This window comes from Kosakonia sacchari SP1 (assembly GCF_000300455.3).
GTDB lineage: Bacteria > Pseudomonadota > Gammaproteobacteria > Enterobacterales > Enterobacteriaceae > Kosakonia > Kosakonia sacchari.
This window is the reverse complement of the sequence record NZ_CP007215.2, coordinates 848,573-869,304: the sequence shown is the minus strand read 5'-3', so window position 1 is coordinate 869,304 and position 20,732 is coordinate 848,573. Positions and strand designations below refer to the sequence as shown.

Here is a 20,732-nt window from a genome sequence, read left to right as displayed (position 1 = left end):
AAATAGCGGTTTATATTTCTATTCGTTCTAAACGCCGAATAAAGGTTCTTTAAACAGGCAAAATGACAGACCTATCATCCGCACATTACGAATCTTTACGGGTGAATCCACAATGTCAGTCTTCCATTCAGTAACCGAATTGATCGGTCAAACACCGCTGTTGCAGTTACATAAACTGGCGAGCGGGCCATGCGAATTATTTCTCAAACTGGAAAACCAGAACCCTGGCGGCTCGATTAAAGACCGCGTCGCGCTGTCGATGATTAACGAAGCCGAACGCCGTGGTTTACTCGCCCCAGGCGGGACAATTATTGAAGCCACTGCCGGTAATACCGGTCTGGGATTAGCGCTGATCGCTGCGCAAAAGGGTTATTCACTGGTGCTGGTGGTGCCAGACAAAATGAGCCGCGAGAAGATTTTCCACTTGCGCGCACTGGGCGCAAAAGTGGTGCTCACCCGTTCAGACGTGAACAAAGGCCATCCGGCTTACTATCAGGATTACGCGCGCCGCCTGGCGCAAGAGACGCCGGGTGCGTTTTACATCGACCAGTTCAATAACGACGCCAACCCGCTGGCGCACACGTCGACGACCGCGCCCGAACTCTTTAAACAACTGGACGGCAACATCGACGCCATCGTCGTTGGCGTGGGTTCTGGCGGCACACTTGGCGGGCTGCAAGCCTGGTTTGCTGAGCACTCGCCGCACACCGAGTTTGTGCTGGCCGATCCCGCCGGTTCGATCCTCGCCGATCAGGTGGAGCATGGCCGCTACAGCACGCCCGGCTCCTGGCTGGTTGAAGGCATCGGTGAAGATTTTATTCCACCGCTGGCACACATCGACGGCGTGCGCAAAGCCTTCCGCGTGACCGATCGCGAAGCCTTCGCCACCGCCAGAGAATTGCTGCAACAGGAAGGAATTTTAGCAGGATCGTCCACCGGGACGCTGCTCAGCGCGGCCCTGCGTTACTGCCAGGCGCAAACCACGCCGAAACGGGTGGTGACGTTCGCCTGCGATAGCGGCAACAAATACCTGTCGAAAATGTTCAACGATGACTGGATGCGCCAGCAAGGGTTGCTGAGCCGCCCTTCCAGCGGTGATCTCACGGATTTTATCGCCCTGCGCCACGACGAAGGAGCAACCGTCACCGCTGCGCCAGAGGATAGCCTCGCCGCCGTGCTGGCGCGCATGCGTCTGTACGATATTTCGCAACTGCCGGTGCTGGAAAACGGCCAGGTGGTGGGGATTGTCGACGAATGGGATCTGATAAGCCACGTGCGCGGCGACAGTGCGCGTTTCGCGTTGCCGGTAAAAGCGGCGATGACCCGCAACGTGGAAATCCTCGATAAATACGCGCCGGAAAGCGCGCTGTACGCCATTTTTGATCGCGGCCTGGTGGCGGTGATCGCCGACAACGGCCGCTTTATCGGCCTGATAACCCGCAGCGATGTACTGACCACCTGGCGCAACCGTCTTGAACAATAAGGGAAATAAAATGAAAACACTGGCAACGCAGAGCGTCCACAGCGGCGCATTCAACGACCAACACGGCGCGGTGATGCCGCCGATTTACGCCACCTCCACCTTCGCACAGCCTGCGCCGGGGCAACACACCGGCTACGAATATTCGCGCAGCGGCAACCCGACGCGCCATGCGCTGGAAACGGCGATTGCCGAACTGGAAGGCGGCACGCGCGGTTATGCATTTGCTTCCGGCCTCGCCAGCATCTCCACGGTGCTGGAACTGCTGGATAAAGACAGCCATCTGGTGGCGATTGATGATGTGTACGGCGGCACCTATCGCCTGATTGAAAATGTGCGTCGCCGCAGCGCCGGATTACAAGTGAGCTGGGTAAAACCAGACGATCTCGCTGGCCTCGAAGCCGCTATTCGTCCCGACACACGAATGATCTGGGTAGAAACGCCAACTAACCCGCTGCTGAAGCTGGCGGATCTGGCGGCGATTGCCGCTATCGCCAAACGTCACAATATTCTCAGCGTGGCGGATAACACTTTCGCGTCGCCGGTTATCCACCGCCCGCTGGAGTTAGGGTTTGATATCGTGGTGCACTCGGCCACGAAATACCTGAACGGGCACTCGGATGTAGTTGCCGGTTTGGCCGTGGTCGGTGATAACCCGGCACTGGCCGAAAAACTCGGTTATCTGCAAAACGCCGTCGGCGGGGTGCTCGATCCGTTCAGCAGTTTCCTCACGTTGCGCGGTATTCGCACACTTTCCCTGCGCGTGGAACGCCACAGCAGCAACGCGCTGGCCCTCGCCCGTTGGCTGGAACAGCAACCGCAGGTCGAGAAAGTGTGGTTCCCGTGGCTGGAATCGCACCCGCAATATCAGCTGGCGCGCAGGCAGATGGCGCTGCCGGGCGGCATGATTTCAGTGGTCATCAAAGGCGACGATGCGCGGGCGACAGATATTATCAATAAGCTGAAACTGTTTACGCTGGCGGAGAGCCTTGGCGGTGTGGAGAGCCTGGTCAGCCAGCCGTTTAGCATGACTCATGCGTCAATTCCGCTTGAACAGCGGCTGGCAAACGGCATCACACCGCAGTTGATCCGCCTGTCGGTGGGTATTGAAGATGAACACGATCTGATTGCCGACTGGAAAAACGCGCTGGCGTAATCACATCAATCGGGGAGCCATCAGGCTCCCTGCGACGTTAACGGGCTGTCCCACGCGGATACCACCTGGTTGCGGCCCTGTTTTTTCGCGGCATACAGAGCCGTATCGGCCCGGTGAATAAGACCGCTGGCAATCATATGCAGCGGTTTACCAAAGTGCACTTGCCCGGCCTGCAATGTAGCCACGCCGATGCTGATGGTCAAAAAACCGGTCGGGCTGGCCGCGTGCGGCACACTAAGTGCGTTGATATTGCCACGCACATCTTCGGCGACATTCATCGCCTGCATCAGGTTTGTCCCCGGCAGGATAATCAGAAACTCTTCACCACCGTAACGGCTGACGTTATCGCCGCTGCGCAAGGGGGAAGCGGTGAGCGTGCGGGCCACCAGGCGCAGACAATCGTCCCCGGCCTGATGTCCCTGGGTATCGTTGTAGTTTTTAAAATAGTCGATATCCGCCAGACACACCGACAGCGGGAAATCATCCTGCAAGGCGCGGGAGATCTCGCTCAGCAGACACTCATCCATATAGCGCCGGTTAAACAACCCGGTCAGGTGATCGTGTTGCGCGTACTGTTGTAATATTTTATTTGCGCTGGCGAGCTTGTGCTCCGCCTGGCGACGTTCAGTGATATCGACCCACGTGACCGACAACCCCACCACCATCTCCATGGCATCATGTACCGGTACCGCCTGAATATCGTAACAGCGATCGCGCCAGCCCAACTCACGAGACGGCAGCGCCTCGCCCTTATCCGCCAGCGCGAAATCCGCCAGGAAAAAGGGCCAGTAATCGGGCATTAAACGCTGAAAGCGATCCTCCGTTTCCAGCGCCTCACCCAGCAATTTCGCCATCGCCTTGTTGGACATCACCAGACGCCCGTGGCGATCAATCATGCACAGCGCCACCGGCGTGGTTTCGTAAATGGTCTCCAGTTGCAGCACCCGCTCGCCCAGGTTGGAGATATTGCGATCAATGCCGCGATAACCGCGCAGCTCGCCCTGCTCATCAAACAGTGGGATGCCGCTGGTTTCCAGCACCACGATGCTGCCATCGGCGCGCTGATTACGGTTGACCAGGCCAGAAAACGCACGCTTCTGCGCCACAATGGCACCAAACGCGCCCGCCACGCGTTCAGCTTCGCCCGGCGGCATAAAATCAAAAGGGGTTTTGCCAATCACCTCGCTGGGTGGTACGCCGAGCAATTCCGTGACGACATCGGAAGACCACGTATAGCGTCCCTGCGCGTCGACTTCCCACACCCAGTCAGAATTGTTGTGCAGCAATTCGAAGAGATGTTTCGCATCTTCTTCCCGGTGATCCAGCCGTTTTTTTTCATTATTCATGGTTTCTGTTCCGCATGGCCCGCTATGCGCGCAACAACTTGCCTGGTCAGCGTGGTGAAGGCAAGAAATATTCACCACAAAAATACATCTATCTAATTCGCTAAGGTGCGCGCTAACCCGATGAAAGTGAATAAGATTAACGCGCATTTTGGGGCGTTTTTTTACCCACACTCTTATCTCAGAGAGCCGGTTTTACGCCTGCTTACAAGATCTTTTATCACCAGAAGTAATAATAACTACACTGTACACGATTTCATCAGGCTTTTTCATGCGGCTTATTATTTATCTCGCGGCAACGTGGCCAGAACGCGCGATTGATTTATGGGATACTTTATTCCATTAAAATCATAGAGAAGGCCTGTCCAAATAAGTCAATTTACCTTAAGTTAAATTAATCCTCTTTTTGAATTTCCCGGTTAATATATTTTTACTTCGCCGATTTTCGTCATTGATATTTTTTATTCGAAACAATGACTGGATATAAAGATGAATTAACGCATTCCGATTATTGTTGAGTATTATTGAGCTTATTCCGCCTGCAAGATGAAAATCTATCACATAATTGAGGAATGTGAGATTCAGGATTATCTCAACCGCCTTGTCCTTTTCACATCATCACGATATGGGTGCAGTGATACATCTTTTTTTTTGCGCCAAATACCACGCTTTCTTTCATCTATTTGAAGGATGGAAATGCTCTGGCCTATGCTCTGATAATGACACTTTTAACCCCACTGACGCTCATCACAGGAGCCGCACCTGATGGATCCGTTTCAGCAAATATTAAAATCAACGCTCGCCCGCACCGATGACGCTCCACCGGCCATCAAGCCCCAGGCATTGCTGGAAGCGGAGTTAAAACCGAGGATTGCCCATATTGCAGTGGACGACTTCCTCTCGCTCGCCAAAGCGCGCAGAACCATTTATACCCTCGGCAAAGATTTACCCATCGCCGAAGATGAGGTGGTAGAAATCATTAAAGAGGCCATCCGCCAGGCGCCGTCGGCGTTTAACTCGCAAAGTTCGCGCGCGCTGATCCTGCTCGGTAAAGAGCACGATCGTTTCTGGGAGATGGTGCGCGATCAGTTGCGTAAAGTGATCCCGGCAGAGAGCTTTCACGCCACCTCTGATAAACTCGACGGTTTTGCCGCCGCCGCTGGTTCCGTGCTGTTTTTTGAAGATCAGGAAGTGGTCACTCACATGCAACGTCAGTACATCGCTTATGCCGATAATTTCCCCGTCTGGTCAGAACAGAGCAGCGGTATTGCCCAGTACGCGGTGTGGCTGGCGCTAGCGGAAAAGAGCATCGGCGCGAATCTGCAGCACTATAACCCGTTAATTGATCTCGATGTTCGCGCCGCGTGGCAGATCCCGGAAAGCTGGAAGCTGCGCGCAGAGATGAATTTTGGCTCGATTGTCGCCGCCGCTGATGAAAAGAGTTATATCGACGACGATAAGCGCTTTATCGTCGCGAGATAACAACATTGATAAAGATATTGCCCGCTAAGCGGGCAATTCTTTTTCTCCGCCACGTATTGTTATTGTACAAATTTTGGCTAGATGGCATGCAAACACCTGCGTATACTACACACATCTATACACAGGAGGGGGACGTCATGCCTGTTACTGCAACTAAACAGCGAAACAAGCAAAATGTCAGCGTGACCGTCGAGCGCGACCTACTGGAACAAGCGCGCAAAGAAGGCATCAACCTTTCGCAAACGCTGACGAACGCCCTGCAAGGCGAACTGCGTAATCTGGAAGCTGAGCGCTGGAAGCGCGAAAATGCCGCCGCCATTGCCGATTTAAATGAATTTATTGCCGAACGCGGCCACTTCTCGGATGAACACAGGAAGTTTTAATCCATGCAATATTCGGTTTATCGGAACAAAAGTAACAGCCGGGATTTCCCGTTTCTGCTGGATGTACAGAGCGATATTATCGGTAGCATGAACTCACGGGCGGTGATCCCGCTCTGTCCCCTGGCGGATTACAAAGATCGCCGCCGGGTTGAGCGGTTAAATCCGGTACTGGAGATCGAAGGGGAATCGTATTTGTTACTGACCCACGATCTCGCAGGCGTCAGCCTGGCGCTTTTGGGTGAAGAAGTTTGCAGTATGCGCGCCCAGCGCGACGTGATCCGCAATGCGATGGATTTTATTTTTGACGAGATTTGAAGTGACTGAACATCTTAAATGCTCAGTCACTTTCTTGCTGGAAACACGAATAAAGTTTACTCGTCGAAGTACCAGTAACCCTGATTCACCAGATCGGTCAGCTCTTGTGCAAAAGCCGGGTTATCCAGCGCGTTGCCCAACTCATTGCGGCCGATAATGGTGTAGCGGCACAGCGCATCGGCGGCTTGTGCATCGGCCGTGTCCAGATATTCGCTATTGATAAAGACGCTGCCGTCTACGTTTAGCACACGCAAACCGCTAAGACGCGTCAGTACCTGCCCCTCTTTTAGCGCATCGACAATTTCCTCAACGCGGTAATCATCTGGCTCCGGTGCGACATCCAGTTCGTGGCGCGGCGTGGAGATAAAACTACCAAACCACTGTTTGAAATGCTCCGGCTGGCTAATCAACTCAATCATCATATTGCGCACGCGCTCCAGCTCGTACGCTTCTACCCGGCCGGGATGTTCGCGGCAGGTTAAATCCGGGTCACTGTAATGCTCGTTTCCGAGGTCGTTTTCCAGTGCGTAGTCAGCAAAACTGCTGATCAGATCGCGGCCGTTCGGCCCACGAAAACCAATTGAGTAGTTGAACGCTTCCTGGTGAGTAAAACCGTCATGCGGGAATCCTGGCGGGATATAGAGAATGTCGCCCGGCTCCAGGTCTTCATCAATGATTGGCGGGAACGGATCCACATGCAGCAACGCCGGGTGCGGACAGAACTGGCGCATCGGCAGTTTATCGCCCACACGCCAGCGGCGGCTGCCCATCCCCTGAATAATAAACACATCATACTGGTCGATATGCGGGCCAACGCCGCCGCCCGGCACGGAGTAAGAAATCATCAGGTCGTCAAAACGCCACTCCGGCAGCACGCGAAACGGCTTCACCAGTTCGGCAGACGGCATATGCCAGTGGTTGACCGCCTGCGCCAGCAGCGACCAGTCTTTTTCGCCTAAATGATCAAACGATTCAAACGGGCCATTCCACGCCTGCCACTGACCATTCACATGGCTGACAATGCGGCTGTCGACTTCCGGCTCCATCGCCAGCCCAGCCAGTTCGTCTGGCGTAATCGGGTCGACAAAATCCGGGAACGCGCGTTTCAGGACAACAGGTTTCTTTTGCCAGTATTTTTCAAGAAATTCCGGCCAGTTGAGGTTGAGTTGGTAAGCCATAAATCACACCAGTGAGAAGGGAAACGGGGCTGATTATAAAGAGAGTCCCTACCCACCCGCCTTGTCATTGGTCAAGTGCTGGTGCGGCAAGCGGCGGAGAGATCTCCAGCGCGCCGAGCGCCATCAGTAACGCGTCCACTTTTGGTAATAGCTGCTTGCGGCGCGGCCACACCAGCGTAAGCGCCAGCCCGTGCGGCTGGCATTGCGGCATAATTACCTGCAACTTGCCGCGCTGCACGTGCTCATGCACCAGCCAGGTCGGCATCTGCCCAACGCCCAACCCGGCGCAAAGCGCCTGAACTTGCGCATCGACATCGCCGAGCGCCATGCGATATGGCACGCTGCGCCACTCCGGGTGTCCGTCGGCGGTGGTAAATAACCACGGCTTGGTGCTGCCATCCACTCGCTCATAAAGAATGGCCCGGTGCTGCATCAGCGCCGCCTCATTTTGTGGCGTCCCGGCGCGTTGCAGGTAATCGGGCGCGGCGCAAAACACCATCTTCTCACGACCAATTTGTCGGCACCCGAGCGACGCGGGCAGATCGACGGTTTGCCCGATACGTACAGCCACATCGATCCCCTCATCGAACAGATCCACAAAACGATCGGAGAAAGTCAGGCTAAGATCAATTTCCGGGTGTTGCTGACAAAATGGGATCAGCAGCGGCATCACGCCCAGCCGCCCGTAGGTGTTTGGCACGGCGAGGCGCAACCGCCCGGAAGGAATGGTGCGGTGTGCCGCCAGTACCGATTCGGCTTCCGCCAGCTCCTCCAGGATGCGAATGCAGGTCTGGTAATACGCGTTCCCGGCATCGGTGACTTCAAGGCGACGCGTGGTGCGCTCCAGTAAACGCGAACCCAGCCGCGCTTCGAGGCGGGCGACGCTTTTACTTACCGCCGATCCGGTCAGATGCAGGCGTTCCGCCGCAGCGGTAAAACTCCCCTCTTCAACACTGGCAACGAAGGGGACGATATCTTTCAGACGCTGATCGCTCATGACATTAGTGAATTTAAGTTGTGAATGATGTGAATTAATACCAGAGATAAGAAATTAATTCTCTATTAGCCTGTGAGATAGACAAAACGTAGAGGAACATCTCATGCAGAAAAAAGCATTAATTGTCGGCATCAGCGGCGTGATTGGCCGTGCGCTGGCAGAAAAACTGTTGGCAGACGGCTGGAAGGTTACTGGTTTATCACGCGGGCGCGGCGCGGTTCCGGCGGGCTGCACCAGCCTGACGGCGGATTTAACCGATGCGGCGGCAGTCAACGAGGCGCTGAAAAACGAGAAACCCGATGCGCTGTTCTTTAGCGTCTGGGCGCGTCAGGAGAATGAAAAAGCCAACATTCGCGTCAATGGCGCGATGGTGAAAAACGTCATTGAGGCGCTGGGCGAGCGCCTGGCCGGGGCGCATGTCGCGCTGGTCACCGGCATGAAACACTATCTTGGCCCGTTCGAAGCCTACGGCAAAGGCAATGTGCCGGTCACACCTTTTCGCGAAGAGCAGGGCCGCCAGGACGTGGATAACTTCTACTATGCCCAGGAAGACGAAGTGTTCGCCGGGGCGAAAAAATACGGTTACCGCTGGAGCGTACATCGCCCGCACAGCATCATCGGCTATGCGCTCGGCAACGCCATGAACATGGGGTTGACGCTGGCGGTTTACGCCACCTTGTGCCGCGAAAAAGGGTGGCCGTTTATCTTCCCAGGTTCACCTGAGCAGTGGAATGGTGTCTCCGATGTGACCGACGCCGGTTTACTGGCAGAACAACTGATCTGGGCGGCGGTGAGCGACGGCGGCGCGAACGAAGATTTTAACGCGGTAAATGGCGATGTGTTTCGCTGGAACTGGTTATGGCCGCGGCTGGCGGCCTATTTCGGCATTGAAGCAGCCGCCTTCCCGGCGAGCATGATGCCGCTGGCAGGGCGCATGCAAGAGGCGCAAGCCGCGTGGACAGAGATCGCGGACAAGTATCAACTGGCAGAACCAGACATCGGTAAGCTGGCCTCCTGGTGGCACACGGATGCCGATCTCGGTCGCCCGATGGAAGCCTTCGCCGACATGAGCAAGAGCCGCAAAGCCGGATTTACCGGTTATCGCAGCACGCTGGATTCCTTCACCGCGCTGTTTGATCGCCTGAAAGCGGAAAATATTATCCCAAGCTAAAGTAGTATTTGCCCGGCGGCGCTGACATGCCGGGCAATTCCTCAATTTAGGTTCAACGCCGTCTGCGGCATTGTTTCGGCATTGCCCCGTGCAGCGCCTCGATATGCACCGTTTTCCCCTGCCCTTTCACCTACCGTGCCTGCTCGCTATATCTGGCGGCGAGATTGCTATGCCGCAAAGCGACAATTTTGCGCAGCGGAGTCAGGCAAACCGCTAAGAGTCATCGCGTGAAAGACGCTGGTCGCGGTGAGAGCAATATCAACCCTGTTGATTTTCGGTGTTGAGGCAGTGTCTGGCGCATTTTGAATTGGCGAAACACGCTTTACCGGAAAAATATGCGGGTAGGCAACGCGTTGGCGCGGCCTGCGCCATAAAAGAGCTAACGGCGTCGCAGCACCAGCAGAGATTGATTCACTAGTCCTCAAACTATAAATAAGTTTATAACAGCGATTTATGCGCAAATTTACTTTCGGGCAGGCACTGCGCGAGGGCTATGGTTCCAAAGTGTTTATGTCACCGTGGCTTATTCACCATTGGGCCATGGATTAATTACTTTTGGCGCGGAATCGGGCCACTTTTGCCCGGTTGCCGCACAGCGCCATGCTGCACCAGCGGCGGCGATGCGCTTTGGTTTTATCGTAAAACCACAGTGTGCAATCCGGATGCTCGCACTGGCGGATATAGTCAAACTGCCCGTTTGCCAGTAATGCTGCTGCCTGTTCTGCGACCGGTGCCAGCGCTTGCTGCGGTGTATCAAGGCGATAAACGCGCTGCGTTTGCAGTGCGCCTTGCTCATCAACCACGAGGCGTAAGTGGCTTTGCGCCTGCACCAGCCAGCCGTTCAGCGCATCCAGCGACAGTTCCCGCCCGTGTTTTCTCGCTTCGACAAGCTGGCGAATCAACGCACGCAACCTGCGCGCTTCAGCCAGCAGCTCTCCCGGCTTTGCCATCGCATTCACCAGTAACCCGACATGCTGTAGCCACTGGCGCACATCGTCATCGGATTGCCAAAAGTCATGCGGCGATTTTTCCGCCATCGCCAGCGTGTTAATAAAATCCAGCGCCTGATCTTCGGCAATAAACCACGGGCCTTCCGCGCCGGGTAACGTGGCTGCTGTCATCGTTATTCTCCCCTGTTATTCATTCACCCGCGCATTGTAACCCATAAAATACATTTTACATAGTTACACTCTTTCGCCATACTCAGCCTAGATGTAACCCTAAAAATTAACTTTTAACGGTTTCAAAAGAGGTGACGATATGACTGCCAATACGCATTTCCCGGTTCGCTATCAGTATGCAGACGCCGATGGCGTGAAGGTGTTTTACCGTGAAGCGGGTAACCCGGAAAACCCGGTATTGCTGCTGCTGCACGGTTTTCCCAGCTCTTCGCATCAGTTTCGCGAACTGATCCCGCTGCTGGCAGATAAGTTTCACCTTATCGCCCCGGATCTGCCCGGCTTCGGCTTTACCGAAGTCCCCGCTGAACGCGATTACAGCTATAGCTTTGACGGGCTGGCAAACACGCTGATTGCCTTTGTCGATGCGCTGAATCTGCACCGTTTTGCGATGTATGTTTTTGATTACGGCGCACCGACCGGATTGCGACTGGCACTGCATTACCCGCAGCGGGTAAGCGGGTTTATTTCGCAAAATGGCAATGCGTATCTGGAGGGTTTAGGCGACGCATGGGCGCCGGTTCAGGCTTACTGGCAGGCGCCGACCGCGGAAAATCGGCAGGTCGTTCACGATGCGATCCTCAATCTGGAAGGGACAAAATGGCAGTACCTGCACGGCGTACGCGATCCTGAAACTGTCGCACCGGAAGGTTATCAACTAGATACATTACTGATGGAGCGTCCCGGAAATAAAGCGATCCAGTTGGATCTGTTTCTCGATTACGCCAATAACCTGAAGCGCTACCCGGAGTTCCAGGCCTTTTTCCGCACCCACCAGCCACCCGCGCTGATTATCTGGGGCGAGCACGATCCGTTTTTTATCCCACCAGGCGCGCACGCTTATAAACGCGATAACCCAAATGCGGTGGTCGAGTTGCTTGATACCGGGCATTTCGCGCTGGAAACCCATGTCGGCTATATTGCCCAACGCATTCGTGACGTGATCGGTAACGCGATTGGCTAAGAAACCGGTGCGCCCCGCGTGGTGGGCGCACCGATTTTTCTTACGCGCGCGTCTGAAACATCAGCGTGTCGGACGTAAACGAACCATCGTCGCCGATCAGAAAGTGTGCTTTTACCTCATCCGAGGTTTGGTTTTGCAGGTAGCGGATCGCCGCGCGCAATACCTCCGGCGTGTTCATGCGTTCCACCCAGGGCTGATATTCCAGCCCCAGCCGATCAGAAACCATCTTCTCAACCAGCATGCCGCTTTGCTGCGTCATTTGCAGCCACTCGGCCGGGGAGTAGTTGCGTACGTGGGACGGATCGCGCAGCACTTCAATGGTTTGCAGCCAGATATCCAGCACAGGGCGGCCGGGCGAGGCGATATCCATCAGGATAAATTTCCCGCCGGGTTTCAGCACACGTTTTACTTCGCGCAGCGCGAGTGCGACATCATGCCAGTGATGTGCCGAGTAGCGGCTGATCACCACGTCAAATATACTGTCGGCAAAGGGCAGCTTTTCCGCAGCGCCGTGTGCAGTAGTGATGTTGTGTAACTGACGATCGCTCGCCGCCTGGCGCACGACTGCCAGCATTTTTTCCGACAAGTCATACGCCGTCACCTCGCGCACCACGCCTGCGGCGGCAAAACTGGCGTGCCCGGCACCGCAGCCTAAATCCAGCAGCGAGGCATCCGCATCAGTATGCAGCCACTCGACCAGACGCACTAAATCTGCGCCTTGCGCATGCACCTGGCTTGTCAGGTACGCCTCGGCCTGGTCGCCAAACTGCTTTTTTGTTAACTCATGATGATTAACCGCCATTCTCTTTTTCCTTTTTTAGCACGACAAAAAGTTGCTCTTTGGCGACTATACGACCGCGTTTATAGGGGTACAATATGTGTACTTATACTGGTATTAATGAGTACCACCCATGGAAAGTACTTTATTTGCCGGGCCGAAAACCCTTGGCGCTTTTTTGCGATCGCAGCGGGAAAACACCGCGCCTGCGGATATTGGCTTGCCGGCGCAAGGGCGGCGGCGCACGCGCGGATTGCGGCGGGAAGAAGTGGCGCAACTTAGCGGTATCAGTACCACCTGGTATACATGGATTGAACAGGGACGGGATATTGTCGTTTCGCCGCAAACCCTGTCGAATATCGCCAGCGTGTTAAAAATGAACGCCGCAGAGCGCAAATATTTGTTTCATCTGGCATTGCAAAACGATCCGCAGGAAGAGCACGTCATCACTGTCGAACCTGCTGTGCTGGCCACGGTGAATCAGATGGCCTGCCCCTGCTATTTGCTGGATTTGACGTGGAATATGCTGGCGTGGAATAAACCCACTGAGGCACTGTTCAGCGGCTGGCTGGATAACGACGCCCAACCGAATATGATGAGTTTTATGTTTCGCCACCCGCTGGCGCAAACGCTGGTTGCCAACTGGGAAACGCGCGCCAGCCGGATTGTCGCCGAGTTGCGCGCGGACGCGATGCACTACCCGCACGACCAGGGGCTGAACCAGTTTGTGCAGAGCCTGAGTAATGATAGCGAACTGTTTCGCGCGTTCTGGTCGCGCCAGCAAGTGGTGGTGCGTGAGGGCGGCGAGCGCGTTTTTCATCATCCGCAACAAGGCGAGTTGCACTACCGACAGATGACCTGGCAGTTAACCAGCAACCGTTCGATCAAAATGATTATGTTAATGGACGAGTAATGCGGATGCGGGTTGTGTATATCGCGGAAACAAATGGAGTTTATGGCTAAAAATAAAAAAACAGGTCAGAAAACTGACCTGTTTTTATTATTTACGGAATTCCAGTGGTGCCTGGCTGCTGGCCTGAACCAATGCGGCGATATTATCAAATGTGGTCATTGCTGATTTGCAAAAAATACATTTGGCACCTGCCGGATTTTTCTCAGTCATATCAAAACTGGAAATTCGGTATTGCGACCCGTGGCAGCACGGGCAGCGAAAATGAATATGATTAATAATTCTAAATCCTTAGCGCGGAACCACGTTGGCCGCAGCCGGACCTTTCGGGCCGTTCTCAATAGTAAACTCAACCTCTTGATTTTCTTCAAGAGTACGGAATGCATTGCTCTGGATAGCGGAAAAATGTACGAATACATCTTTGCTGCCGTCTTTCGGAGTAATGAAACCGAAGCCTTTCTCAGCGTTGAACCATTTAACGATACCGTTCATTTTAGTAGACATGCTTGTTACCTTCTTTTTGTTCGCCGAATGCGGCAGTAATGGTCTGAGACATTATTTTTATCAGAGTGTAAAGCGAAGACCCAAAAAGAAGTAGCAAGGAGGTACTTAGAGATGAGAAAGACTTTAGTGAACTGCTGGAGATAATGATTTATCAAACCGACGACGCATTAACGCATGGTTGCTTTGACAGCGCAAGCACTATTTTAAAAATATTTGTCAGTAAAACGTTATCAGCAGATTAACGCGCTGATCTGTTTGCTTCTCAAGGTTTCGCCCCCGGCAAAGGGGTTTGTGTGAAGTGGATCGCACAAATGCGCTTACCATCCGGTTATTATCAATACTAGTATGGTAGTTAAGCAAAACGTTTAGAGGCGGTAATGAGCATGCAAATGACAATGCGCTGGTTTGGTCCAGTTGAAGACAAAATCCCGCTGGAGCACATCCGGCAAGTTCCCGGCGTCGAAGGTGTCGTTGGCGCGCTTTATGATGTTCCGGTTGGCGACATATGGCCAAAAGAGAAAATCCTCGCGCTTGCCGAGCAGGTACATCAGGCAGGTTTAAAGATGGAAGTCATTGAAAGCGTTAACATTCATGATGACATCAAAATTGGCCTGCCCAGCCGCGAGCAGTTAATTGCCAACTACCAGCAAACTATTCGCAACCTGGCGGAAGTCGGCGTGAAGGTGATTTGCTATAACTTCATGCCGGTTTTCGACTGGATGAAAACCGACATGAACTACGTTCTGCCAGACGGTTCACTCACCATGGCGTTCGAGAAAAAAGGCATCGATAAAACTCTCGATGAAGTCGTAAAAGAGGTGCTGGAGAATTCCAACGGTTTCGCCCTGCCCGGCTGGGAGCCAGAACGTCTGGCAAAAGTGCAGGAATTGTTTGCCAAATATAAAGATGTCGACGACGCGAAATTGCGCGCAAACCTGGTGTATTTCCTTGAACGTATTATTCCGGTGTGTGAAGAAGTCGGCATTAAAATGGCAATCCACCCGGACGATCCGCCGTATTCTATTTTTGGCCTGCCGCGTATTGTAAAAAACCGCGACGATCTCGACTGGATTTGTAATGCAGTGGATTCAGAGGCCAATGGCATTACTTTATGCACCGGCTCCATTGCTGAAGATCCGGATAATAATGTCTACCAAATCCTCGCAGAATTTACCCGCCGTAAACGTATTCACTTTGCTCACGTAAGAAATATTAAACTCATTAAAGATAAAGATTTTTATGAGTCTGCACATTTATCCCGCTACGGCTCGCTGGATATGTTTCAGATAATGAAATCCCTCTACGATAACGGCTTTGATGGTTATATTCGCCCCGATCACGGCCGCTTTATCTGGGGCGAAACCGGGCGTCCGGGCTACGGACTTTATGACCGCGCCCTCGGTGTAACCTACTTGCACGGTTTGTGGGAAGCGCTCGAAAAACAATATTAAACAAATGTCATTCAGGCCGGTGGCTCCACCGGCTTTCATTTAAGACAAATCCGCAAGGTAATTCTCTATGTCCCCGCTATTAGCGCTATTTTGGGTGCTGGTTGGTATTGCACTCCTGGTCGTTATGAATCTTAAATATAAATTCCACAATATTTTCGCCTTACTGATCGCAGGGATATTTGTTGCGATCATGGAAGGTATTCCGCTGGATAAAATTGTTACTGTTATTCAGGACGGTCTGGGAAGTATTCTCGGACATCTTGCGTTAATTGTTATATTTGGCGCTATTATCGGTAAATTCATGACAGAATCCGGTGCCAGCCAACGTATTGCAGATAGCGTCATTGAACGCTGCGGTACGCGTTTCCTTTCAGTCGGGTTGATGTTTATCGGCGTTATTTTTGGCATCGCCATGTTTTATGAAGTGGCATTTCTGATTGCAATGCCGCTGGTGCTGAATATCGCCAAAAAAGCCAACATCCCATACATGAAACTGGTCGTGCCGACGGTAGTTGGCGCGACTATGGGGCACAGCCTTTTCCCGCCACAACCTGGCCCGGTGGCGCTTATCAGTGCGTTCAACGCCGACATCGTGCAAGTCTATCTGTACGGCATTTTAGTGATTATCCCGGCGCTGTTTTGCGCGGGCATTCTGCTGCCCAAATACCTGCCGGGCATTAATGCTATTCCGTTGAATTCGCTGCTGAAACCGGTCGAAGAGAAAACCGCGCAGGATCTGCCCCCGTTTAGCATCAGCATTCTGATCCCGCTGATCCCGGCGGTGCTGATGATTATCGCGTCGATTATCAAAGGATTAATGCCTGCAGGCTCGGAGCTGGTAAAAGCCTGCACCTTCTTTGGCAGCGCGGAAATCAGCATGCTGTTAGCCACGCTGGCGGCAATCTGGTTTCTTGGCATCAAGCGTGGGATGTCAGCGGAAGGCGTCACCCACTGTGCCAGTGACGCGATAGCGAAAATCGCCAATGTGCTGTTTGTTATCAGCGCCGGCGGCATCCTGAAACAGGTGATCGTGGTTTCCGGCGTGGGCAACCATATCGTGGACATTATGAGTCACGTCCCGCTGTCGCCGTTCATTGTGGCGTGGATAATCACGGCGATAATCCGCATTCTCACCGGACAAGGCGCCGTCGCTGCCATTACCTCGGCGGGTATCGTTGCGCCGATGGTTAGCGCGTTTCACCTCAACCCGGCACTGATGTGCCTGGCCGTTGCCTGCGGCAGCAACACCATTACGCTGATGTACGACGGTGGTTTCCTGCTGTTTAAAGAGACGTTCGGCATTTCAATGAAAGACACTTTCAAAACCTGGGGGCTGCTGGAATTAATTAACTCTGTGGTCGGCTTAGGTATGGTTCTGCTACTCAGCCTGTTTATCGCTTAGCTGATGAAGATCAACGGATACATGGATGTGCCCGCCCACTTCTCTTTCGCGAAAAGGGATGCTACGTTTACAGGTCTCTGCAATTCATCAGGCTCGCCAATGTAACGACATTTTCTTTGTGAACACACCCTTGCATCGTGCGCTTATGCCGCACGCGGTTTTCTGTTTACGTGAGAATGTCGACAATGAACACATTATTGATGGTTCTGGTGCGCGCCCTGCGCCAGCACCGATGGCTGTGCTTGTTTGGTAGTGCCTATCTTTTTTCTTCTATCGGCAATGGGTTAACGCAAACCCTGATCCTTGGTCAATTGTTACGCTGGCATGCCTCGCCGGCAACGCTCACGTTGAGCTACATGCTGGCCACGCTGCCCGGTTTTTTTGGCAGTTTATTAGGGGAATACGGTTGTCGGCGTGTCTCGCCGCTGCGTTTACTGTTGTTGTGTGAGTTGATTGGCCTCGCCGGGCTGCTGTTCCCCCTCTACGGTTTGTTGGCGCACAGCATTCCCGCGCTGCTTGCTGTGCAATCGATCGAAGCATTTGCCGCTGGCTTATCCTGGCCTGCCATGAGCCTGGTTTTTAAACGAGGTTTAAGCGCAAACGAACTGCCTGCGGCAACCAGCATGGAAACCGTGATTTTCGCCTCTCAGGTGCTGTTGGGCGCAGGTGCCGGTGTTGTCCTTTTTGACCGGGTATCACCGGTGACACTGCTGTCCATTGATGCCATTAGCTTCGTGTTCTCTACGCTATTGCTATGCGCCACGGCACGTTACCTACCGCCGGTCAGCCATGAGGATCACCACGAAAAGACGGTAACCCTGCGCTGGCACCATTTACCGGTCATACAAAAACGCAGCTTGCTGTTGTTACCTGCCCTTGCCGCCGTTGGCGCACCGGCAATGGCGTTGCTCCCGGCGCTGATACAACAAATGCGTCCCACAGAAGCCAGCGACCTTGCGCTGCCGCTTATCTTTGCGCGCAGCCTGGGCCAACTTTGTGGCCCGCTGCTGCTAAAGGCTGATAACCTCAAACGCTACGCCAGCCACAACCGTTATCTGGTCGGCTGTTTACTGTCCTTTCTGGCGGCTTACTGTGTGCTGCCGGGGTTAACGTCCTATCCGGAAACCGCGCTGCTCATCATTTTTGCCGCGCATCTGGCGTCTAATATGGTCTTTGCTGTCGGGACATTCGGCTTGTTGCACAATTTCCATGCCGACGCCGTTTCCACCGCCACGGCAAAAGTATGGCGCTGGCAGTCATGCTGTGCCGCCGTGGCAACACTGATTGCCGCCTTACTGGCAGCCAAATGGGGTGCCGCACAGGCGTTATATATGGTTTCGTTCAGCACGCTGGCACTGGTGATGATGGTGCTGATTCGCTATCGCCACGAATAAGAGAAGAGACCAGAAGGATCTTGAACAAGAAAATACCGGCAACGCCGGTATTTTTATTTACGCACGGATATCGTCATATTCGCGTGTATTATCAAATTCGTGTTTGGCAAAGGGACACAGCGGGATGATTTTACGGTTTTCCGCACGCATTTTTTCCACCACCCGGGCGACCAGTTGCTTACCTACGCCTTGCCCTTTAAGGCTCGGGTCGACATCGGTATGTTCAATAATGCTTAAATGATCCCCGGTGGGAACGAAGACGATTTCAGCAACCTGCGTTCCCTGGGCGTCATTCACATAAAACTTGTTGTGGCCTTCCAGAATTTCCATGGTTTTCTCACTTAGTTGTGGCGGTACTTCAGCGCACCGCTCGGGCAGGTATCAATGACTTTCACCACCGTTGCGACATCCACTTCGTCGGGAATGATCCACGGTTTGCGTTTCAGGTTAAAAAGCTTCGCGCTGCCGCGTACGCAGTTTCCCGCGTGCTGACAGACCGCCGTATTGAAATAAACATCAATCTTTTCACCTGTATAGACGCGGTAACCCGCGTCCAGCAGTTCTTTATCCATGACATTGCCTCTGTTCTTTTTGGTGCTGGAAAAGTAAGCATAGCCGCTCTACTTTTACGCACCCTTCGGCGATTTATCAATAACGAACGATATGGAATCCTTCTTGTTCAGTCGGTTCGACAAAGTAACGGGTAATAAGCGCAAACTGCTCGTCGGTGGCGGCAAAATCATGGTCGCCTGCAGCATTTCGCTGACGTAAGCGCGCTTTGCAAATCTCATCGTCAACCGACAAATAGTGCAACAAATGCGGCGCGCCGCATTCCTCAACGATAGACATCATCCACTGGCGACTGGTCACCGTGTTGGCGGGAAAATCGAGAACCACATTGACGCCTGTACGCAGCAGCGCGATAGCGTGCGGCTTGATGGCGGATTTTAATTTAGCGGAGTAGAAAACATAATCCTCAACGGTAGTCATCGCGTCCTTAAATAACAGCGACAGCCAGCTATCTTCGCTCAGCACCACCGTGCATGGCGTTTTTGCCAGCTCGCTGGCAAGCGTCGATTTACCCGATGCGATTTTGCCGCACAGAAGATGCAGTGTTGCAGGAGAAGCGGAGCAAACATTCATAAAATGACCTCGCAGGTTGCTGCCAGCAAGGCCCCGCCGTGCTGGCGGGAAAATTGACGAACGTTATCCCACCGGTCAATTGACGGTGCGAATAATGCTCGCAATAGATAAATGGGATGAATATTTAACAGGCATGTTGGCAACGTAACAGCAAACCTTCCCCGTTGCCAACGGTTTTGTGCTTGTGGGGCTTCTCGCCAGCCCCATCGTTGTTAACCGATCAATAGCAGGCAGGAGAGATCGTCACCGCCGTTGATCGTATCAATCGCGGCATCCATACGTTGGTTGATGGTGCTGTTATGCATGGTTTTTTCAGAAAAAGTGGCGATCGTTTTCATCACCAGTGTCTGGTCTATCTCAACATGCAGCGACTGTACGCTGAGGAACGTTTTGAGATAAAAATAATCCATAACAATGCGATAAAACTGGCGCAAGATTGTCGCTATATTTGTACCGGGAAAATCGCTTTCATAGAGCTTGTACAGCAAGTAATTTCTCAACACATGCGGCTCGCCCAGGCAGGAATTCTGGCACAGCTGTTTCCACTGCTGATCCAGAGCAGTAAATTTCTCACTCAGCTCTGCGGTTCCCATCTCTGGTGTAATAGCCAGGTAGTCTGCAATTTGCAGGTGCCCGTGTGAAATCAGCGGATCGCGCGAAGCGTATTTCGCCACATGTTTGCCCATCACGGTTAATGCATCGACCTTCATACTGGCCGCGCGAGAGGTATTTTGTGCACGAAGCAGCGTTCTACCATTCTGTAATTCATTGATCAGCCCTGAATAAAAGCTTTCCACTTCAGCCAGGTTATTCTGCAGATCAAAATTGAGCATTTGCAGATAGAGAATAAACTGCGCCAGCGCCATTAAATTCTCTTCAATATTGTTGCTCTGTGCCTGCGCCAGGTTCCAGGTGAAGAGATGAACTAATTGGCTCACCTGGTCTCGCGGCTTTTGCTGCTGCAGTAATTTTACTTTTGACCGGGCAACCAGCGTGGTTTTCTCTTGCAGCAGCATGCTTTGCGGGTCGAAAAGCACCTGGCGTACCACTTCCGGGCAGGAGAGCGTCATACTGAAGCGCACTTCATCGGCATATTTGCGTACACCACGCGGGTAGGTTGAGCAGGTACGGGATAAGGCTTTTTCACCTAAGTCACGATGAACCATGCAAAGCCGATTTTCATCAACAAACGGACACTGCTTATCTTCATTCAATTTAATGACCGAATATTCATTTTTGCCGTTATGAACCGGGATTAAAATCTCTTTCGCAATAGCCGCAATAACAGGATTGGATGAGGATAAATAGTGCTGGTGAGTTTTCTTATCAATGGATATTTTCCAGCTACGGCAGCAGGAAATTAAACAATCCGGGCCAACACATTTAAATTTATCAAAGAAAACAGGAGTCACTGTTTTATGGTGTCGCATAATACATTCTTTATAAATGAAAAGCAGAAAGTTACACGACAAAAGTGAATATCTATAGCTGCATAAGCGCGCA

The 20,732-nt window shown here is 52.9% G+C and carries 22 protein-coding genes; 11 read left to right on the top strand and 11 right to left on the bottom strand.

Annotated features, from left to right (window positions below):
- Positions 1-112: 112 nt before the first annotated feature.
- Both C813_RS27115 and C813_RS27110 read left to right on the top strand, forming a co-directional pair.
- Complete coding sequence (locus C813_RS27115; protein ID WP_017457653.1) at positions 113-1,483, top strand: pyridoxal-phosphate dependent enzyme; 1,371 nt, start codon at positions 113-115, stop codon at positions 1,481-1,483.
- A 10-nt stretch (positions 1,484-1,493) separates the two neighbouring features.
- Entirely contained in the window at positions 1,494-2,636 is a 1,143-nt protein-coding gene (locus C813_RS27110) for a trans-sulfuration enzyme family protein (RefSeq protein WP_017457652.1), read from the top strand.
- Between the two features lie 20 nt (positions 2,637-2,656).
- On the opposite strand, the gene C813_RS27105 is transcribed toward C813_RS27110, so the two are convergent.
- Positions 2,657-3,982 carry a sensor domain-containing diguanylate cyclase gene (locus tag C813_RS27105; RefSeq protein ID WP_017457651.1) on the bottom strand — a complete coding sequence of 442 codons (1,326 nt, stop codon included), beginning with the start codon at positions 3,980-3,982 and terminating at the stop codon, positions 2,657-2,659.
- A gap of 762 nt (positions 3,983-4,744) precedes the next feature.
- On the opposite strand from C813_RS27105, the gene C813_RS27100 reads away from it, so the two are divergent.
- The 3 genes from C813_RS27100 to C813_RS27090 all read left to right on the top strand — a co-directional run bounded on the left by C813_RS27100 (position 4,745) and on the right by C813_RS27090 (position 6,159).
- Positions 4,745-5,461, top strand: coding sequence for a nitroreductase family protein (locus tag C813_RS27100; protein ID WP_017457650.1), 717 nt, complete (start codon positions 4,745-4,747; stop codon positions 5,459-5,461).
- Positions 5,462-5,598: 137 nt separating this feature from the next.
- Positions 5,599-5,844: a type II toxin-antitoxin system CcdA family antitoxin gene (locus tag C813_RS27095; protein WP_017457649.1), complete on the top strand. Its 246-nt coding sequence runs from the start codon at positions 5,599-5,601 to the stop codon at positions 5,842-5,844.
- A gap of 3 nt (positions 5,845-5,847) precedes the next feature.
- Positions 5,848-6,159 (top strand): CcdB family protein, encoded by a 312-nt coding sequence (locus tag C813_RS27090; protein WP_017457648.1) that lies wholly within the window; start codon positions 5,848-5,850, stop codon positions 6,157-6,159.
- Between the two features lie 56 nt (positions 6,160-6,215).
- On the opposite strand, the gene C813_RS27085 is transcribed toward C813_RS27090, so the two are convergent.
- Positions 6,216-7,337: a ribosomal protein uL16 3-hydroxylase gene (locus tag C813_RS27085; protein WP_017457647.1), complete on the bottom strand. Its 1,122-nt coding sequence runs from the start codon at positions 7,335-7,337 to the stop codon at positions 6,216-6,218.
- Positions 7,338-7,401: 64 nt separating this feature from the next.
- Positions 7,402-8,334, bottom strand: coding sequence for a LysR family transcriptional regulator (locus tag C813_RS27080; protein ID WP_017457646.1), 933 nt, complete (start codon positions 8,332-8,334; stop codon positions 7,402-7,404).
- A gap of 103 nt (positions 8,335-8,437) precedes the next feature.
- Here C813_RS27080 and C813_RS27075 point away from each other — a divergent pair, with 103 nt between their 5' ends.
- Positions 8,438-9,505, top strand: coding sequence for an SDR family oxidoreductase (locus C813_RS27075; protein WP_017457645.1), 1,068 nt, complete (start codon positions 8,438-8,440; stop codon positions 9,503-9,505).
- A gap of 545 nt (positions 9,506-10,050) precedes the next feature.
- Here C813_RS27075 and C813_RS27070 read toward each other — a convergent pair.
- Positions 10,051-10,626 carry a CGNR zinc finger domain-containing protein gene (locus tag C813_RS27070; RefSeq protein WP_017457644.1) on the bottom strand — a complete coding sequence of 192 codons (576 nt, stop codon included), beginning with the start codon at positions 10,624-10,626 and terminating at the stop codon, positions 10,051-10,053.
- A 139-nt stretch (positions 10,627-10,765) separates the two neighbouring features.
- Here C813_RS27070 and C813_RS27065 point away from each other — a divergent pair, with 139 nt between their 5' ends.
- Positions 10,766-11,647, top strand: a complete 882-nt coding sequence (locus C813_RS27065) for an alpha/beta fold hydrolase (RefSeq protein WP_017457643.1) — start codon at positions 10,766-10,768, stop codon at positions 11,645-11,647.
- 40 nt (positions 11,648-11,687) lie between these two features.
- On the opposite strand, the gene C813_RS27060 is transcribed toward C813_RS27065, so the two are convergent.
- Positions 11,688-12,449, bottom strand: coding sequence for a class I SAM-dependent methyltransferase (locus tag C813_RS27060; RefSeq protein WP_017457642.1), 762 nt, complete (start codon positions 12,447-12,449; stop codon positions 11,688-11,690).
- A gap of 109 nt (positions 12,450-12,558) precedes the next feature.
- On the opposite strand from C813_RS27060, the gene C813_RS27055 reads away from it, so the two are divergent.
- Positions 12,559-13,338, top strand: a complete 780-nt coding sequence (locus tag C813_RS27055; RefSeq protein ID WP_017457641.1) for a helix-turn-helix transcriptional regulator — start codon at positions 12,559-12,561, stop codon at positions 13,336-13,338.
- Positions 13,339-13,425: 87 nt separating this feature from the next.
- Here the strand turns inward: C813_RS27055 and ymcF are convergent, their stop codons facing one another.
- Positions 13,426-13,617 carry a cold shock small protein YmcF gene (ymcF, locus tag C813_RS47480; protein WP_071908221.1) on the bottom strand — a complete coding sequence of 64 codons (192 nt, stop codon included), beginning with the start codon at positions 13,615-13,617 and terminating at the stop codon, positions 13,426-13,428.
- Between the two features lie 9 nt (positions 13,618-13,626).
- Positions 13,627-13,839, bottom strand: a complete 213-nt coding sequence (cspE, locus tag C813_RS27050) for a transcription antiterminator/RNA stability regulator CspE (RefSeq protein WP_017457639.1) — start codon at positions 13,837-13,839, stop codon at positions 13,627-13,629.
- Between the two features lie 383 nt (positions 13,840-14,222).
- Between cspE and uxuA the strand changes: the two genes are divergently transcribed.
- The 3 genes from uxuA to C813_RS27035 all read left to right on the top strand — a co-directional run bounded on the left by uxuA (position 14,223) and on the right by C813_RS27035 (position 18,086).
- Positions 14,223-15,290: a mannonate dehydratase gene (uxuA, locus tag C813_RS27045; RefSeq protein ID WP_025263847.1), complete on the top strand. Its 1,068-nt coding sequence runs from the start codon at positions 14,223-14,225 to the stop codon at positions 15,288-15,290.
- 67 nt (positions 15,291-15,357) lie between these two features.
- Complete coding sequence (locus tag C813_RS27040) at positions 15,358-16,692, top strand: gluconate:H+ symporter (protein WP_017457637.1); 1,335 nt, start codon at positions 15,358-15,360, stop codon at positions 16,690-16,692.
- A gap of 185 nt (positions 16,693-16,877) precedes the next feature.
- Positions 16,878-18,086, top strand: a complete 1,209-nt coding sequence (locus C813_RS27035) for an MFS transporter (protein ID WP_017457636.1) — start codon at positions 16,878-16,880, stop codon at positions 18,084-18,086.
- A 57-nt stretch (positions 18,087-18,143) separates the two neighbouring features.
- Here C813_RS27035 and C813_RS27030 read toward each other — a convergent pair whose 3' ends face one another.
- The 4 genes from C813_RS27030 to fliB form a co-directional block, all read right to left on the bottom strand.
- Complete coding sequence (locus C813_RS27030) at positions 18,144-18,416, bottom strand: GNAT family N-acetyltransferase (protein WP_017457635.1); 273 nt, start codon at positions 18,414-18,416, stop codon at positions 18,144-18,146.
- Between the two features lie 11 nt (positions 18,417-18,427).
- Positions 18,428-18,658 carry a 4Fe-4S mono-cluster protein YjdI gene (yjdI, locus tag C813_RS27025; protein ID WP_017457634.1) on the bottom strand — a complete coding sequence of 77 codons (231 nt, stop codon included), beginning with the start codon at positions 18,656-18,658 and terminating at the stop codon, positions 18,428-18,430.
- 76 nt (positions 18,659-18,734) lie between these two features.
- Positions 18,735-19,229 carry an AAA family ATPase gene (locus C813_RS27020; RefSeq protein ID WP_017457633.1) on the bottom strand — a complete coding sequence of 165 codons (495 nt, stop codon included), beginning with the start codon at positions 19,227-19,229 and terminating at the stop codon, positions 18,735-18,737.
- Positions 19,230-19,441: 212 nt separating this feature from the next.
- Positions 19,442-20,659, bottom strand: coding sequence for a flagellin lysine-N-methylase (gene fliB, locus C813_RS27015; protein WP_017457632.1), 1,218 nt, complete (start codon positions 20,657-20,659; stop codon positions 19,442-19,444).
- Positions 20,660-20,732 lie beyond the last annotated feature (73 nt).